This window comes from Streptomyces neyagawaensis (genome assembly GCF_023516595.1).
Lineage (GTDB): Bacteria > Actinomycetota > Actinomycetes > Streptomycetales > Streptomycetaceae > Streptomyces > Streptomyces neyagawaensis.
In genome coordinates, this window is record NZ_JAMGBG010000117.1 from 13791 (window position 1) to 29213 (window position 15423).

13 protein-coding genes are annotated in these 15423 nt (G+C 72.6%); 5 read left to right on the forward strand and 8 right to left on the reverse strand.

Features of this window, described 5'->3' with window-relative positions; translation table 11 throughout:
• Window positions 1–277: 277 nt before the first annotated feature.
• A complete protein-coding gene (locus M8J73_RS34345) occupies window positions 278–1081 on the forward strand; it encodes an SGNH/GDSL hydrolase family protein (protein WP_055537635.1) in 804 nt (267 codons plus the stop codon).
• 163 nt (window positions 1082–1244) lie between these two features.
• On the opposite strand, the gene M8J73_RS34350 is transcribed toward M8J73_RS34345, so the two are convergent.
• From M8J73_RS34350 to M8J73_RS34365, 4 genes are all read right to left on the reverse strand, one after another.
• Window positions 1245–2957, reverse strand: coding sequence for a serine/threonine-protein kinase (locus tag M8J73_RS34350; RefSeq protein ID WP_055537634.1), 1713 nt, complete (start codon window positions 2955–2957; stop codon window positions 1245–1247).
• Between the two features lie 60 nt (window positions 2958–3017).
• On the reverse strand, window positions 3018–4877 hold the full coding sequence (locus M8J73_RS34355; protein ID WP_249829481.1) for a nickel transporter: 1860 nt from the start codon (window positions 4875–4877) through the stop codon (window positions 3018–3020).
• Entirely contained in the window at window positions 4874–6478 is a 1605-nt protein-coding gene (locus M8J73_RS34360) for a tetratricopeptide repeat protein (protein ID WP_055541677.1), read from the reverse strand. The genes M8J73_RS34355 and M8J73_RS34360 overlap by 4 nt, the downstream gene beginning before the upstream one ends.
• A gap of 133 nt (window positions 6479–6611) precedes the next feature.
• The gene (locus M8J73_RS34365; protein ID WP_055541678.1) at window positions 6612–8135 is read right to left on the reverse strand and encodes a DUF4331 domain-containing protein; all 1524 of its coding nucleotides are present in this window, start codon (window positions 8133–8135) and stop codon (window positions 6612–6614) included.
• Between the two features lie 328 nt (window positions 8136–8463).
• Here M8J73_RS34365 and M8J73_RS34370 point away from each other — a divergent pair, with 328 nt between their 5' ends.
• From M8J73_RS34370 to M8J73_RS34380, 3 genes are all read left to right on the forward strand, one after another.
• Window positions 8464–9006, forward strand: a complete 543-nt coding sequence (locus M8J73_RS34370) for a sigma-70 family RNA polymerase sigma factor (protein WP_055541679.1) — start codon at window positions 8464–8466, stop codon at window positions 9004–9006.
• A gap of 82 nt (window positions 9007–9088) precedes the next feature.
• Entirely contained in the window at window positions 9089–9892 is an 804-nt protein-coding gene (locus tag M8J73_RS34375) for an anti-sigma factor (RefSeq protein WP_055541680.1), read from the forward strand.
• A 115-nt stretch (window positions 9893–10007) separates the two neighbouring features.
• Window positions 10008–10274 carry a hypothetical protein gene (locus tag M8J73_RS34380; protein WP_055541681.1) on the forward strand — a complete coding sequence of 89 codons (267 nt, stop codon included), beginning with the start codon at window positions 10008–10010 and terminating at the stop codon, window positions 10272–10274.
• Window positions 10275–10304: 30 nt separating this feature from the next.
• Here the strand turns inward: M8J73_RS34380 and M8J73_RS34385 are convergent, their stop codons facing one another.
• The 3 genes from M8J73_RS34385 to M8J73_RS34395 form a co-directional block, all read right to left on the reverse strand.
• Window positions 10305–11528: a CaiB/BaiF CoA transferase family protein gene (locus M8J73_RS34385; protein ID WP_249829482.1), complete on the reverse strand. Its 1224-nt coding sequence runs from the start codon at window positions 11526–11528 to the stop codon at window positions 10305–10307.
• A gap of 138 nt (window positions 11529–11666) precedes the next feature.
• Window positions 11667–12449 carry an ABC transporter permease gene (locus M8J73_RS34390; RefSeq protein ID WP_055539664.1) on the reverse strand — a complete coding sequence of 261 codons (783 nt, stop codon included), beginning with the start codon at window positions 12447–12449 and terminating at the stop codon, window positions 11667–11669.
• Window positions 12446–13423, reverse strand: a complete 978-nt coding sequence (locus tag M8J73_RS34395; protein ID WP_055539663.1) for an ATP-binding cassette domain-containing protein — start codon at window positions 13421–13423, stop codon at window positions 12446–12448. Before M8J73_RS34395 ends, M8J73_RS34390 begins: the two co-directional genes overlap by 4 nt.
• A 64-nt stretch (window positions 13424–13487) precedes the next feature.
• Here M8J73_RS34395 and M8J73_RS34400 point away from each other — a divergent pair, with 64 nt between their 5' ends.
• Window positions 13488–14195, forward strand: coding sequence for a TetR/AcrR family transcriptional regulator (locus M8J73_RS34400; protein ID WP_055539662.1), 708 nt, complete (start codon window positions 13488–13490; stop codon window positions 14193–14195).
• A gap of 24 nt (window positions 14196–14219) precedes the next feature.
• Here the strand turns inward: M8J73_RS34400 and M8J73_RS34405 are convergent, their stop codons facing one another.
• Window positions 14220–15413 (reverse strand): type ISP restriction/modification enzyme, encoded by a 1194-nt coding sequence (locus M8J73_RS34405; protein WP_249829483.1) that lies wholly within the window; start codon window positions 15411–15413, stop codon window positions 14220–14222.
• Between the last annotated feature and the right edge of the window lie 10 nt (window positions 15414–15423).

Below are 15423 nucleotides of genomic sequence, written 5' to 3' on the forward strand. Positions count from 1 at the left end.
TTGGGGGGCGTGCGTCTGTGGGGGGCGTGCGGGATCGCACTCACGACCGGGAGCGTCGCGTTCCGCTCACGGCTTCCAGCAGCGTGGTGGACACACAAGCCCGGCACAAGGGAGTTGGGGTCTTGTCATGTGTATGCCATACGTACGCAATCGAACGGGAGTTGAACGAGGTGCCTTCGGGTCGGTTGGGACCCGAAAGTATTGACATGAACACTTCCGATCAACACGCGTAGTTGCTACGACGGTTGACACAGAGATCCTGCTAAAGGGAGGTTCCATGAGACGTTCCCGATTTGCGGTTTTCACGACCTCACTCCTCCTCGCCGTCGCCGCCCTGACCGGGTCCGCGGCGGCGCAGGCGTCCGAAGAGGCCGCCGCCACCGGCTATGTGGCCCTCGGCGACTCCTACTCCTCCGGTGTCGGCGCCGGGAGCTACATCTCCTCCAGCGGTGACTGCAAGCGCAGCACGAAGGCCTACCCGTACCTCTGGGCGGCCGCCAACTCCCCCTCCTCCTTCGACTTCACGGCCTGCTCCGGCGCCCGAACGGGTGATGTTCTGGCGAGTCAGCTCGGCCCGCTGGACGCCGGAACCGGGCTCGTGTCCCTCTCCGTCGGCGGCAACGACGCCGGGTTCGCCGACGTGATGACCACGTGCGTGCTCCAGTCCGACAGTTCCTGCGTCTCCCGGATCAACACGGCCAAGGCATACGTCGACTCGACGCTGCCCGGCCAGCTCGACAAGGTGTACTCGGCCGTCCGGGCGAAGGCACCGGCCGCCCATGTGGTGGTGCTCGGCTACCCCCGCTTCTACCAGCTGGGCGGCACCTGCCCCGGGCTGTCCCAGACGAAGCGGTCCGCCATCAACAGCGCGGCCGACTACCTGAACACCGCGATCGCCAAGCGCGCCGCCGACCACGGGTTCACCTTCGGCGACGTCCGCTCCGCCTTCACCGGGCACGAACTGTGCTCCGGCGACGCCTGGTTGAACAGCCTCAACCTGCTGAACATCGGCGACTCGTACCACCCGAAGGCCGCGGGGCAGACGGGTGGCTACCTGCCGGTGTTCAGGAACGTGGCCTGACACCGGCCACGGCCCTCACGAGCACGCCCTGTACCCGCCCTGAACACGCCCACAGCACGCCCTGAGTACGCCCTGAACACGTCGATCGGGCCGGCTCCCCGCTCCCCGGGGCCGGCCCGGTCGACTGCGTTCCGGGGCGCGGGCGTGATCCTTGCGACTGGCCCTAAGCCCGCGGCTCCACCACGCGGCCGTAGGCCCCGGCCTCGTCGTCCGAGCCGCCGGGGGCCCCCGAGTCCGAGGGGGTGCCGCCCGTGGTCGGGGGCTCCTCCTCGCACGCCACGGAGAACGCCACGGAGTTGGACTTCGTCCGCACCGGCCCGCGCACCTCGACGGTGATCTCGTCCTCGTAGGTCGTGTCCGGCGCGTACGTCGTGACGACGATCCGGTCCTGCCGGCTCTTCCCGCCGCCCTCCGGGAACGACAGCGTCTTCCACTCGGTGTCCGGTGCCTTGCTGCTCGCGGTCACCCAGCGGTACTCGACCTCCACGGGCACCCGGCCCACGGTGAACGTCGCCGTGAAGCGCGGGGCGTCGCCCTCGGACGGCGGACAGGCCCCCGAGTAGTGGGTGGCCTCGCCCGCGACCACCACCTTCACGGACTGGGCCGGCGGCTTGCTGGTGGTCGGACCGTCGTCCGGGGTGTCGGAGGGCCCGTCGTCCTCGGTGGTGGGCTCGTCGCTCGGCTCGTCGGACGTACCGCCGCCGCTCGTCCCCCCGTCGCTGCCGCCCGAGGTGCCCGCCCCGTTGGTGGTGTTGCCGTCGGCCCCGCCGTCGTCCCGGTTGACCCAGGCGTACGTCAGCCCCGCGACGGCTAGGGCGAGCGCCGCGATACCCGCGATCAGGAAGGTGAGGGCTCGCCGGTCGCGTCCCCGCGCACCGGCGGGCACCGCCGAGGGGCTCGTCGCCGCGGCCCCGCCTGTATACGGCGGCGTCGGGGCCCCGTATCCCGTCGTGTCCCGTCGGGTCGGCCCGCCCCCGGCCGGGGACGTGGTCACCGTCGGGGCGTACGGAGCCGCCCCGGCCGTGCCGGTCCTGGAAGGGGTGCCCCCGGCGCCGATGATCCGCAGGTCCCGCTCGGCCTGCTCGGCCGGGACCCGCTCCGCCGGGTCCTTGCGCAACAGCCCCTCGATCACCGGGGCCAGCGGGCCCGCCCGGCGCGGTGGCGGCAACTCCTCGTCGACGACCGCGCGCAGCGTGCTCAGCGGAGTCTCCTGGCGGAAGGGGGAGTTGCCCTCGACCGCGGCGTACAGCAGCACGCCCAGCGACCACAGGTCCGACTCGGGTCCCGGTGTCCGGCCGAGCGCGCGCTCGGGGGCGAGGAACTCGGGCGAGCCGATCACCTCGCCGGTCATCGTCAGCGCGGAACTGCCCTCCACCGTGGCGATACCGAAGTCGGTGAGGACCACCCGGCCGTCGTTGGACATCAGCACGTTGGCCGGTTTCACGTCCCGGTGCAGGACCCCCGCCTCGTGCGCGGCGCGCAGCGCGGCCAGCACCTCGGCGCCGATCTGCGCGGTGCGCTGCGGGGGGAGCGGGCCCTCGGCGTCCAGGAGGTCGGCGAGCGACAGGCCGCGCACCAGCTCCATCACGATCCAGGGGCGGCCGTCCTCCAGGGCCACGTCGTACACCGTGACGACATTGCGGTTGGCGACCCGCGCGGCCGCCCACGCCTCCCGCTCCAGCCGCGCGTACATCCGCTCGACGTCGGACGTCGGGATACCGGCCGGGGCCCGCACCTCCTTGACCGCGACCTCGCGGTGCAGGACCTCGTCACGGGCCCGCCACACCGTTCCCATGCCGCCCTGGCCGAGCGGGGTCAGCAGGCGGTAGCGGCCCGCGATCACACGTTCACTGCCCGGTTCTTCGGACACGGACATCCCCCATCATTCGCATCCGCGCGACGTCTCCACTCCGTGCGATTTCTCCCCAAAAGTAGCTCAGAGGAACGCGGATGCCGCCCCCTTGAACACCAAAGCCGCCCCCAGGGCGACGACCAGGAGCGCCGACGCCAGCGGGACGGTGCGGCGGACCAGTGCCGCCGTGGGGCCGCCGAGCCGGCCCTGACCCTTGTCCATCACGCGCGCGGCCCAGCCGCCCGCCTTCACCACGGCGTACCCGGCCGCGGTCAGCGTGAGCGCCAGCCCGATGCCGTACGCCAGCACCAGCAGCAGGCCGAACCACGCCTTGCCCATCGCCGCCGCGCCGACCAGCACGACCACCGCGGACGGGCTCGGCACCATGCCGCCCGCGAAACCGAGCAGGATCGTGCCGCGCAGGGTGGGCGCGGTGGGGTGGGTGTGGGTGAAACCACCGTGGGTGTGCGTCAGACCACCGCCGAGCAGCGAGCGCTTGGGGGCGGGGGCGTGGTCGTGGTCGTGCTCATGGTCATGGTCGTGGGTGTGGGTGTGGCTCGCGTCGTGTGCGTGGTCATGGCCGTGGCTGTGACCGTGCTGGTGCCCGTGGTCGTGGCTGTGCTCGTGGGCGGTGCCGTGGCTGTGGGTGTGCGCCTTGACCGGGGCCGTTTCGGGCTCGTGGATGTGGGCGTGGGCTTCGCCGTGTGTACGCGGGTGCGCGTGCGCGAGGACGAGCTGCTTCTGGGGCTCGGGCTCGGGTGCGTGATCGTGGTCGTGGGAGTGCCCGTGGCCGTGCGTGTGACCAGGACCGTGCTCATGGTCATGGTCGTGGTCATGGTCGTGCGTGTGCTCGTGACCGTGATCGTGGTCGTGCCCATGCTCATGACCATGTCCGTGCCCCGGCATCAGCGTGAGCTTGCGGTTCAGCCAGGCGCGGCGGGCCAGGGTCACGCCCGCCGTCATCACGAAGAGGCCGCTCGCGATGCCGAGCCAGGTGATGACGGACGGGGCGGCGGCGGAACCGGCGAGGACCAGCAGCCCGAGGGCGACCACGCCCAGGGTGTGGGTGATCGTCACCGACGCGGCCATGGGGAGTACGTCGCGCATCCGGGCGCGGTCGCGGGCGGCGGCGGTCGCGGCCATGAGCGTCTTGCCGTGGCCCGGGGCGAGCGCGTGCATCGCGCCGAGGAACAGGGCGATGCCGAAGGCCAGCGCGCCGAAGCCGAGGGTGAGGTCGTGGCTGGAGACCAGGTCGTCCAGGGCCCGGGTCCAACGGTCGGCGCCGCGCGGGAGGATCGAGGCCCCCGGCGCGTCGTCCTCGCGCTCCGTCAGCGCGGGACCGCCGGGCCGTACCTGGAGGGAGGCGGCCGCGGTGTCCTCCGGGGACTGGAGCAGTTCCTGGGGGTAGTCGGTGAGCCGGTCCGACACCGACTCCTCCGGCACGTCCGACCCGGTCAGGGTCATCCGGTCGCCCTGGGCGGTGACCTCGCGCCAGCCGGGTCCGGAGTCCACGGCGGCGTGGAAGCGCACATCGACGGCCCGGTCCGGCAGGGCGGCCCTCAGCCGGCACTCCACGCGGAGGGTCTTCAGCCCGGCCTGGCCCGGCCGCTCCTGGGCCCGGCTCGACGAGACGGTCACCTCGACGGCCCGTCCGTCGACCGTCACCTCGGTGTCCCCGGCGGCCGTCGCGCACCGTTCGCGGGCCCACCCTGCCCTGCCCCGGCGCTCGATGGCGGGCTCGGCCTGGGTGGCGGGGATCTCCGCCAGGTCCTCCACATGGAGGATCCTGAGCTGTCCGGGGGCGGCGACCAGCCCGTCGTACCGGTTGACGGTGAAGTTGCCGAGCGGGTGCGCGCTGGCGGTTCCGCTGGGTACGAGCACCAGGGCGCAGGCGGCCGTGAGGACCGCCGCACAGGAGGCGAACAGGCGCCGAGAGGCAGTCACTTGGTCTCCAGAGCCTTCAGGGTCGTACGGGCTTCGGCGGCACCGCGCGGTGCGAAGCCGGGGTTCAGATCGAGTGCCGCGCGGAGCGACGCCTTCGCGGCCTTCCTCTCGCCGGCGCCGTACTCGACCATCCCCCGGTGGTACAGGAACGTGGCGTCCTTGTAGCCGGGAGCGGTGGCCCGCCTGGCGTACGGCAGGGCCTCCTTGTCGCGGCCGTTGACGTGCAGCGCCCAGGCGAGGGCGTCCGCCGTGTGGACCGTCTCGCGGCGCTTCCACTCCGCCTCGGCCGCGCGCAGGGCGGCCTTCCTGCCGCCGTGGTCGGCGGCGGCGAGCGCCGTGTCGAGGTCGGCGTTGACGCCGTTGGCGCGGGCGATCGCGGTGTAGGCGTTCACCAGCACGTACTGGTCACGGGCCGCCGACGTGTCGCCCTTCGCGTCGTACAGCTCGCCGAGGAGGACCAGCGGGCCCGGCAGCGGGTAGGCGGACACGACCTGTTCGAGTCCTCGGACGGCCTCGGCGGTGTCGCCGCTCGCGGCCTGGGCGCGGGCACGGCCCTCCAGCGCGGGGAGGTAGGTGTCGTCGGCGCCCAGGGCGCGCGCGTAGTGGTCGAGCGCCGTCTTGACGTCGCCCTGCTTCCAGGCCAGTTGGCCGAGCTGGGTGGCCACGTAGGCGATGTCGCCCCGCGTGACCGCCGAGTCGAGCGCCTGCCGCAGGACGCGGCGGGCGGTCTTCACGTCGCCGCGCAGCTCGTGCACATAGGCGTAGCGGGTGAACACGGGGATGCCGGGGCGGCGGGTGTCGGCGAGCTTCGCCGCCTTCAACGCCCCGTCATAGCGGCCGAGTTCGACGAGGGCATCGATCCGGCTGCACAGCGCCCGTTCGCTGTAAGGGTTCTCCTCGAGGGCCCGGTCCGCGTAGCGCAGGGCGTCCTCGAACTCGTGCCGGGCCGCGGCGAGCGCGGCGAGGCCGGCGAGGGCCGGGTCGTTGTCCGGGCGCAGCTTCAGGGAACGGTTCAGGGCCTTCTCGGCCTGCGGGTAGCGGGAGGGGTCGCCCTTGGTGCGGGCCTGTTCCACATAGGCCAGGCCGAGGGTCGACCAGGAGCCGAAGTCCCGCGGCTGGTCCTTGAGATGGGCCTGCAACGCCTTGACCGACGTGTCCAGGTCCCCGCCGGCCAGCTGTGCCGCCGGGAGCCCCGGCGAGGAGGAGAGAGCGACCGTCCCGTCGTCGTCCCGGGCGCCCAGCGCGATCGCGAACCCGGTGAACGCGACGGCCAGCGCGGCCGCGCACGCGGTGAGCCGCAGCAGCCGCCCCCGGACGGGCTCACGAACCGGCTCGCGAACGGGTACGACGTCGCCGGAATCGGCACCCGACTCCACACCGGACGCGGACGCGGACTCGGCACCGGACCGGGCACCGGAGTCGGCACCCGACCCGGCACCGGACTCGGAGTCGGCGCTGGACTCTGCACCGGAGTCGGCGCTGGACTCTGCACCGGAGTCGGCGACAGCCTCGGCGATCTCGTGCCCGTCGGCCTCGGGAGCCCCCTCGTCGGGGCGCGGACGCCCGTCCTGCGACGCGCTGTCGTTCGTACGCGGGGACATGCCCTCTCCTCAAAGTCCTTGCCGAGCAACGGTGGTGACGTCGGTGGGGCGCGGCCCGCGCCGTGGGGGATGGATACGAGCGGACCGCGCCGGTCGGTGGGCCGGGCCCCCGCGGGGCCCGGCCGGGGTGGGCCTAGTAGTAGGCCCGGTCGTTCCGGCGGCGCCACCACAGCAGGCCCGAGCCGATGAGCAGGACACCGACCGCGCCGGCACCCGCGGAGGCCGCGATCAGCGTGGTGTCGTCCATGCCGGCCTCGACGCCACCGCCCAGCGCGCTGCGCACGTTGTTCGTGGTGTTGCCCTTGACCGTCTTGCCCCGCGAACCCGCCGTCGGCAGACCGACGTACGGGAAGGACTTGCCGAACTTCTTGTCGTTCTTGTCGACCGCGTCGCCCAGGTCGTTCTTGGCACCGACCAGTTCGCCCTCGACCACCTGGAGCGCGATGTCGATCACGTCGTCGGTGAGCCGGCGACCGTTCGGGAAGCCCTGGTTGTCACCGTCGAGGACACCGAGCCGCTTCGGCTTCGCGGTCGGCTTGATGGAGGTGTTGAGGCGCAGCTGCTCCGACGGGGTCACGCGCGGCGGCTGGTTGAGGCCCTCGACACCCTTCAGGAAGACGTCGACGAGGTCGTTGCGCGGCGTCTTCGGGGCGGGGATCTTGTAGATCGCCTCGATCAGCTTCGGCAGCTCCGGCTCGGTGACGTTCTTCAGGAACTGGGCGTCCTCCGTGGGCGAGGACGCGTTGAACCGGTCCTTGTCCTTCAGCGGGTTGACGACCTCGTTCACCAGCGGCATGCCGAGGCGCGACACCTGGTGGAAGCGGCCGTTGGCGCCCTTGCGCTGCGTCGTCGACCATATGCCGACGATCGGCTGGTCCTTGGAGTAGGCGAGCGCCGCGCTCGGCACCTGGAGCGCGATCGAGTTGACGTTGTAGCCCTTGAGGGTGTCCCGCCCGACCTCGGAGAGGTCACCGCCGTACAGCAGGTCGAAGACCCGCAGGTCCAGGAAGAACGGGTCGTCGGCCTGGCCGGCGAACGTCGTCACACCGCTCGCGGTCTTGTAGACGGCCTCGTCGCGCAGCTTCTTGAAGTTCGGCATCGACGCCTTGCCGACGTTGGAGGGCGCCACCCACACGTCGTCGGCGAGCTTCGTCCGGGACACCGGGCGACGGTCCCGCAGCTTGATCAGCTCGATGTCGTACGTCTGCGTGATGTTGAGGTCCGGGTCGTCGAGGCTCTCCACGACACCCGTGTTGTACAGGAACGTCTTGTCGTTCTTCGTCTTGGTGTCGAACGTGTAGCGGAAGATCAGGTCTTCCTTCGCGTCGCCGTCCTGGTCGACGCGGATGTCGTACTGGGCTTCCTCGGAGAACGGGAAGAAGTTCGGTCCGCCCGCCGGCTCCTCGAAGGGGATCCAGTTCGCGACGATCGTCGTCGTGTCCGGCCTGTCCGGGCTGACGAACGCGTACACGTCGGTGTTGTCGAACTGCGGCTCCCCCGAGATCAGGGGGGCCTCACGGTGGCTGGAGGCGGAGGCCGTCCCCGGCTCCAGCACGGTGACGCCGGCGGCCGCGAGCCCTCCGGCGGCCAGCGAAGCACAAATGAGGGCCGCGATGCTCCGCCGCCCCGCGCCGCTCTTGGAAGTAGGTGTCGTCATGCCGTCCGTCCTCTGTCCCAACTTGCCTGACGAACGCCATTCGGAGCGGTCGGCAGGGTGGATTGGTCGAATCCCAAACGTTCTTACGGCGCGTTTGAAAGGTTGTCTCAGCGGAGAACGGGATTCCTCGGATCGAGATCGCGTCCGGAGCCCGTCACGATCCGATCCGGAGCCCGTCAGGACCCGATCCGGCCGGATCCGATCGGATTCGTCGACGGGGGACCCGCGTTTTGGGCACGCTGATCCGTAACCCCATCCGGAGGTGGGTCGGTTGCGAATGCCTTACGCGCGGGGATGGCCGTGCTCGGCCGGAGGCGAGGGGGAGCGAGTGGAGGCGGACAAACTCCTGGTCCGGGTGGCCGGAGGTGACCAGCGGGCCTTCGAGGAGCTGTACACCCTGGTGTCCGGGCCGGTGTTCGGTCTGGTGCGCCGGGTCGTACGCGACCCCGCGCAGTCGGAGGAGGTGGCCCAGGAGGTGCTGCTCGAACTCTGGCGCTCCGCCGGCCGTTTCGACCCCGCCCGAGGCAGCGCCCTGTCCTGGATCCTCACCCTCGCCCACCGGCGCGCGGTGGACCGGGTGCGCAGCGCCCGCGCCGCCACCGAGCGTGAGCAGCGCGAGGGCCGCCGGGCCCACGACACCGCCTTCGACCAGGTCGCCGAGGAGGTCGAGGCGGGCCTCGAACGCCAGTGGGTGCGCCACTGCCTGGAGCGGCTCACCGCGCTCCAGCGCGAGTCGGTCACCCTCGCCTACTACGACGGCTACACCTACCGTGAAGTGGCCGAGCGGCTCTCGCTGCCCCTCGGCACGGTCAAGACCCGTATGCGCGACGGACTCACACGGCTGCGCGAATGCCTGGGAGGAGTCGCATGAGCGCCCTGATCGGCCTCGTGGCACAGGAGGCCCCGTTCGGTTCCACCGCCCCCCGCGCCCGGGTGCCCGAGGGAGGGGCGGCATGAGCCTGTTCCGCCGCGAGGACCTCCACTCGCTCGCCGCCCCCTACGCCCTCGACGCCCTGGAGCCCGACGAGCGCCGCCGCTTCGAGAAGCACCTGGAACGCTGCGACCGCTGTCCCGCCGAGGTGCGCGCCCTGGCCGAGGACGCGGTCCGGCTCGCCTGGTCGACGGCCGTCCCCGCGCCGGCCGCGATGCGCGACCGGGTGCTGGCCGCCGTACGGAGCACTCCCCAGGAGGCCCCGGCGCAGGCGCGGCCCCAGCAGCATCTGCCGCCGCACGTCTGGGGCACCGCGCCGCCACCGAAGGCGCGCGCCCGTGCGCCCCGGATGCGCCCTTTGTTCATGCCGCTCGCCACCGTGACCGCCGCCGGCGCGCTCGTCGTGGCGTCGCTCTTCGCCGTCGAGGCGAACCGGACACAGGATCAGCTGGACGCGGAGCGGGCGCAGTCACGTGAGATCGCCCACGTTCTCACCGCGCCGGACGTCCGGGCGACCCGGGAACAGGACGCGGAGGGCAATGGAATCGGAGTGATCGCTTCCGCCGAGGAGGGGCGTGCGATCGTGACGCTCGCCGGATTCGAGGACCTCCCCCGCGATCGGGTGCACCAGCTCTGGCTCATGCGCCCCGACGTGCAACCACGCTCCCTGGGCCTCTTCGACGGCGACACGCCCTTGGTCACGAACGGATTGGACACCGATGCGACGTCACTCGCCGTGACCGTCGAGCCCGACGGGGGGTCAGCACAGCCCACCAGCCAGCCGATTGTCCAACTCGCCCTGAAATCAGTTGGATTCGGAGAGTGATCGACAACGCCCTTACGGGGTAGGTGTATACCGGGACCGTGATTCCCGAGTGCTCGGGTGGGGCGATATGGTTACGCTGCCCGGGCCGGGTGGACTCGAACGGGTGGGGAGTGACATGGAACAGATAACAGTCCGCAGGGCGCGAGTCCCTGCGATCACCTGCGGGAGCAGTGCGACGAGTTCGCGCCTCGACCGCCATCTCTCGGTGCTGAGCGGCCCCGCCGTGCCGCAGCGCGAGACGGCCGAGGCGACTTCGCTGATGCGGGAGATAACGGCGCGTTCCCCGCACGAGAAGCGTGCCGCCAAGGACACTCGCGTCGGCCGTGTCTCGTTGTTCGCACCCCTGAGGCGGTTGCGCCGCTCGCTCTTCGGCAGCCGCTAGCACCAAGGATCTTCAGCAGGAAGCCCGCGCTCAGGCGATCACACCGTCCCGGCGCAGCGCTGCGATCTCGTCGCCCGTCATCCCCACGGCGCGCAGCAGCGACTCGGTGTGCTCCCCGAGCGCGGGTACCGCCCCCATCCGTGCCTCGTCCCCGCCCGGCAGCGTGATGGGCGGCAGCAGCGCCCTGAGCGGCCCCACCGGTGACCCCACTTCCCGCCACCGGTCCCGGGCCGCCAGCTGCGGATGCTCCGCCAGGTCGTGCACGTCCCGCAGACGTGCGCACGCGATCCCGGCCGCCTCCAGTCGCGCCACCGCCTCGTCCGCGTCCAGGACGCCCAGCGCCTTCGCCACCGCCTCGTCCGTACGGTCCCGGTGCGCGACCCGGGCCGGGTTGGTCGCGAACGCCGGATCATCGGCCAACTCGGGCCGCCCCAGCACCTGTTCGGTGAGCCGTCGCCACTCGCGGTCGTTCTGCACCGACAGCAGCACCCGGCCGCCGTCCGCCGTCGGGTAGGCGTCGTAGGGCGCGATCACCGCGTGCGCGAGGCCCGTCCGCACCGGGGGAGTGCCGCCGTGCAGGGTGTGGTGCAGCGGGTGCCCCATCCACTCGGCGAGCGCCTCCAGCATCGACACCTCCACCGGCCCGCCCCGCCCGGTGGTGCCCCGGCGGACGAGCGCCGCGAGGACCCCCGAGAACGCGTACATCCCGGCGGCGATGTCCGCCGCCGGGATGCCCGCCTTCACCGGCTGCTCCGGGGTGCCCGTCACCGACACCAGCCCGGCCTCGCACTGCACGAGCATGTCGTACGCCCGCTTGTCCGCGTACGGCCCGCAGGCCCCGTAGCCGGAGATGTCCACCGCGATCAGCCGGGGGTGCGCGGCGCACAGGGTGGCGGCGTCCAGACCGAGCCGGGCCGCCGCGCCGTGCGCGAGGTTCTGCACGAACACGTCCGCGTCCGTCACCAGCCGCCGGACGACGTCCAGGCCGCGCGGTTCCTTCAGGTCGAGGGCGAGGGACTCCTTGCCCCGGTTGCACCACACGAAATGGGAGGCGAGGCCCCGCGCGGCGGTGTCGTAGCCGCGCGCGAAGTCACCGCCGTCCACCCGTTCGACCTTGATCACACGGGCGCCGAGGTCGGCGAGCTGCCGGGTGGCGAACGGGGCCGCCACGGCCTGCTCGACGGCGACGACGGTGAGGCCGTCGAGGGGCAGGGGGTCGCCGGTGCCGGTCGGTGAGCGCATGCCGTGGATCATGTCCCCGGCGGGGTGCCGTTGTCAGCAGGGCGTGCCGAGCGTCACGTGCCCCGCCCCGGCGTGCCGGCCCCCGGCCCACCCCGCCGGAGCGGGCCGGGGGCCGGCCGGGTCCGGCCCGTCCCCCGAACGGGCCGGAGGTCACCTGGGGCCGGCCGCGTAGGTCCGCACCGCGAGCGGGACGAACACCGCGAGGAGGACGGCGCACCAGGCCAGCGAACCGGCGACCGGGTGGGCGACCGGCCAGGCGGCGCCGTCGGGGACGGGTGCGTTCCCGAACAGGTCGCGCAGGGCCGTGGTGACCGCACTGATCGGGTTCCACTCTGCGGCGGTGCGCAGCCAGCCCGGCAGACCCTCGGTCGGGATGTACGCGCTGGACAGCAGCGGCAACAGGAAGGTGGCCCCGCCCAGTTGGCCCGCCGCTTCCTCGTTGCGGGTGAGCAGGCCCAGGAAGACACCGATCCACACCGCCGTGAACCGGAACAGCAGCAGCAGGGCGAACGCGCCGGCCGCCGCGAGCGCGCCGCCCTCGATCCGCCAGCCCACCGCCAGCCCGACCAGCAGGAACGGCACCGTCCCCGCGGCCGTGAGGACCAGGTCCGCCGCGACCTGGCCGAGCGGGACGGCGGCCCGGCTCATCGGCAGCGTGCGGAAGCGGTCCATAACGCCCCGGTGGGTGTCCTGCGCGGCCTGGAACATGCCGGTCATGATCCCGCCGGCCGCCGTCGCGACCAGCAGACCGGGCACCAGGAACCGCCGGTACTCCTCGCCCGGCACGGCGAGGGCGCTGCCGAAGACGTACCCGAAGAACAGCAGCATCGAGATCGGCATCGTCTGGGTGAGGATCAGTAGCCCCGGATTGTTCCGGGCCCGCCGCAGCTGACGGCCGAGCATGGCCGCGCCGTCGTACGCCAACGCGCTCATGCGGCACGCTCCTTGACGTCGGAGTGGTCGGAGTGGTCGGTCGCGGGCGCCTCGGTGAGGCGGAGGAACACGTCGTCGAGGGTCGGTGGGCGTAGGCTCGCGTCGAGCAACGGCACCCCGGCCGCGTCGAGTTCGCGGACGAGACGGGGAAGCGTCAGCGTCGGGTCGGGGGAGACCGCGCCGACCGCGTGCCGGTCGTGGTCGAACGACGGCTCGGCCCCGGTGAGTTGGTCGAGGACGCCCGCCGCCGCGACCATCGCGTCGGCGTGCGCGACGACCACCTCCGCGTACGACCCGATGAGTGCCTTGAGCTGGGGCGGCGAGCCGCTGTGCGCGATCCGGCCCCGGTCCATCAGCACCACCTGGTCGGCGAGCCGGTCGGCCTCCTCCAGGTACTGCGTCGTCAGCAGCACGGTCGTTCCCTCCGCCTTCAGGGCGCCCACGGCGTCCCAGATCTGGTTGCGGCTGACCGGGTCGAGCCCGGTGGTCGGCTCGTCGAGGAACAGCACCGCAGGGTGCCGTATCAGGCTCGCCGCCAGGTCGAGTCGGCGCCTCATCCCGCCCGAGTACGTGGAGACGGGCCGGTCGGCGGCCTCGGCCAGCCCGAAGCGGTCGAGGAGTTCACCGGCCCGGGCGGCGGTGTCGCGGACGCGGTGCAGCCGCGCGAACAGCCGTAGGTTCTGCCGTCCCGTGAGGTCCCCGTCCACTGACGCGTACTGTCCGGTCACCCCGATCGCCCGCCGCACGGCCTGCGGCTCCCGTACGAGGTCGTGCCCCGCGATCCGCGCCGAGCCGGCGTCCGGCCGCAGCAGCGTCGCCAGCAGCCGTACGGCGGTGGTCTTGCCCGCCCCGTTCGGGCCGAGCATCCCGACCACCGAGCCCCGGGCCACGGCCAGATCCAGGCCGCGGACGGCACGGACATCCCCGAAACGCTTCTCCAGACCTTCACTAAGTACAGCGTACGTAGAAGTCATGGGTCGACCATAGCGCACTACGTACGCTGTACGTAACTAGGATGGTGGCCAGAGGTGATGATCGATGGCTGGCCGACCGGCCGTACCCCACGTGATCTGGGCGCGCCCCGAGCGCACCGGCCGCGGCCCGAGGCCCGCGTTCAGCCGGGCGGACATCGCGGCGGCGGCGGTGCGGCTCGCCGACGAGGGCGGGCTCGACGCGGTGTCGATGCGGCACGTCGCGGCCGAGCTGGGCTGCGGCACCATGTCGCTCTACAACTACGTGCCGCGCAAGGAGGACCTGTACGAGCTGATGGTCGACGCCGTCGGCGGCGAGCACGAGCTGTGGGAACCGAGCGGGGACTGGCGGGCCGATCTGCGCCGGGTGGCCCATCAGACACGGGAGCTGATGCGCCGGCATCCGTGGCTGCCGCGGCTGATGTCACCGGTGTACGGGTTCAGCCCGAACGCGCTGCGATTCCTGGAGCACTGCCTGGCCTGCATGGACCCGCTCGACGCCCCGTACGGCACGAAGCTCCAGCTCCTGGCGCTGCTCAACGGGTGTGTGACGACATACGTCGCGAACGAGCTGGCGACGGCGGAGCGGACGCGCGCGCTGCCGTGGTCCGAGGAGCAGGAGAACCAGGTGCGGATCGCGTACCTGGGCGGACAGATCGCCTCCGGGGCGTATCCGCGGATGGCGGCGGCGTTCACGGAGGACGCGGGGCCGATCGATCTGGAGGCCGTCTTCGCGTGGATGCTGGACAGGGTGCTGGACTCGTTCGCTCCCTGATGCCGCGCCGGGCGGCGGGGCCGCTCACAGCAGGGTGAACTGGCCTTCCGGGCCCTCCTCGTCGTGGTCCAGCACCGAGGCCGGCCTGCGCGCCGACTCCACGACGGGGAGGACGCCGGCCGTGCGCAGGTCCGCCGTCGTGAGGTGGTCCTTCACCGTCAACCCGTCCAGCTCCGGACGCAGTTCGGCGAGCAGTGCCAGGACCGTGATCAGCTCCAGGAGTTCCGACGTCCAGCTCTGGGGCCAGGTCGAGGGACGTACGGCCTCCAGGGTGCCCGGGTCGGCGGGCTCCGTGCGGCGGGCGAACCACGCGTCGAGGACGCGGACACCGCCGACGTGGAAGTCCCAGGCCCCGGCGGGCACCGGTGAGACGCGGCCCTCGTCGAGGAGGAGCGCCTCCTCGTCGGGGTCGTAGCGCAGCTCCACGGGGCGGGCCGGGAGCGGGGCGCGGACGTAGGGGCGCCGGCCGCCGGGGAGCTTGGGGCGGTCGCCGTCGCGGCGCATCAGCCAGCGGGCGCGGCGGCCCAGCCCGACGCCCCGGGACCAGATGTCGGGGTCCGCGGTGAGCGGGACCTCGATGCCCCCGGGGCCCGGACGCGCGGTCGCCAGGATCCAGCCGAGGACGTCCAGGGGTTCGACGCGGTCGGCGCCGACGCGGTCGGCGAGGAACTCCGTGAGACCGGGGGCCAGGTTGGGTTCCCGGCCGCCGGGCCGCCGGTACAGGGGGCGGACCCGGCCGGGGCGCGGACCGTGCGGGGGAGTCAGCGGAAGGACCGCCGTGGCGAGGAGCGGCGGCCCGGACGGTTCGGGCGCGGGCGTCTGCTCCACCACGAACACCTGGTGCTCGTCCACGACCCGCCACAGCTCGGGGCGGGCCGCGTCGATCAGGCGGTGGTCGGGGATGAGCCACTGCTCGTCGAAGGGCGCGGCGAGGACCCGTACCGGCTCGGGGCACGGGCCCGACTCGCGGGCCAGCCGCCCGGTGCCGCCGGACCGGCCCGGCAGTCCCGGGACGGCGGACGTGAGGGTGCGGGAGCGCGTGGGGCCGAACAGGGCCTCGCGGTCCGGGCCCTCCGCCTTCAGCAACGCGTCCCATCGGGCCCTCAGGGACGCCGCGTCCGGCGCCGCCGGCCACGCCCGGCCCAGCCGGGGCGGTGCGACGGACCACGGCATGAGGTCCGCCAGGAGCGGAGCGTCGTCGTGCGTCACGCTGGGCATCGTACGACCT

Coding starts and splice junctions, on each gene's coding strand:
- M8J73_RS34405 (WP_249829483.1), bottom strand. CDS start 15,413: ATGCCCAGCGTGACGCACGACGACGCTCCGCTCCTGGCGGACCTCATG.
- M8J73_RS34350 (WP_055537634.1), bottom strand. CDS start 2,957: ATGTCCGTGTCCGAAGAACCGGGCAGTGAACGTGTGATCGCGGGCCGC.
- M8J73_RS34365 (WP_055541678.1), bottom strand. CDS start 8,135: ATGACGACACCTACTTCCAAGAGCGGCGCGGGGCGGCGGAGCATCGCG.
- M8J73_RS34345 (WP_055537635.1), top strand. CDS start 278: ATGAGACGTTCCCGATTTGCGGTTTTCACGACCTCACTCCTCCTCGCC.
- M8J73_RS34375 (WP_055541680.1), top strand. CDS start 9,089: ATGAGCCTGTTCCGCCGCGAGGACCTCCACTCGCTCGCCGCCCCCTAC.
- M8J73_RS34380 (WP_055541681.1), top strand. CDS start 10,008: ATGGAACAGATAACAGTCCGCAGGGCGCGAGTCCCTGCGATCACCTGC.
- M8J73_RS34395 (WP_055539663.1), bottom strand. CDS start 13,423: ATGACTTCTACGTACGCTGTACTTAGTGAAGGTCTGGAGAAGCGTTTC.
- M8J73_RS34390 (WP_055539664.1), bottom strand. CDS start 12,449: ATGAGCGCGTTGGCGTACGACGGCGCGGCCATGCTCGGCCGTCAGCTG.
- M8J73_RS34400 (WP_055539662.1), top strand. CDS start 13,488: ATGGCTGGCCGACCGGCCGTACCCCACGTGATCTGGGCGCGCCCCGAG.
- M8J73_RS34385 (WP_249829482.1), bottom strand. CDS start 11,528: ATGATCCACGGCATGCGCTCACCGACCGGCACCGGCGACCCCCTGCCC.
- M8J73_RS34360 (WP_055541677.1), bottom strand. CDS start 6,478: ATGTCCCCGCGTACGAACGACAGCGCGTCGCAGGACGGGCGTCCGCGC.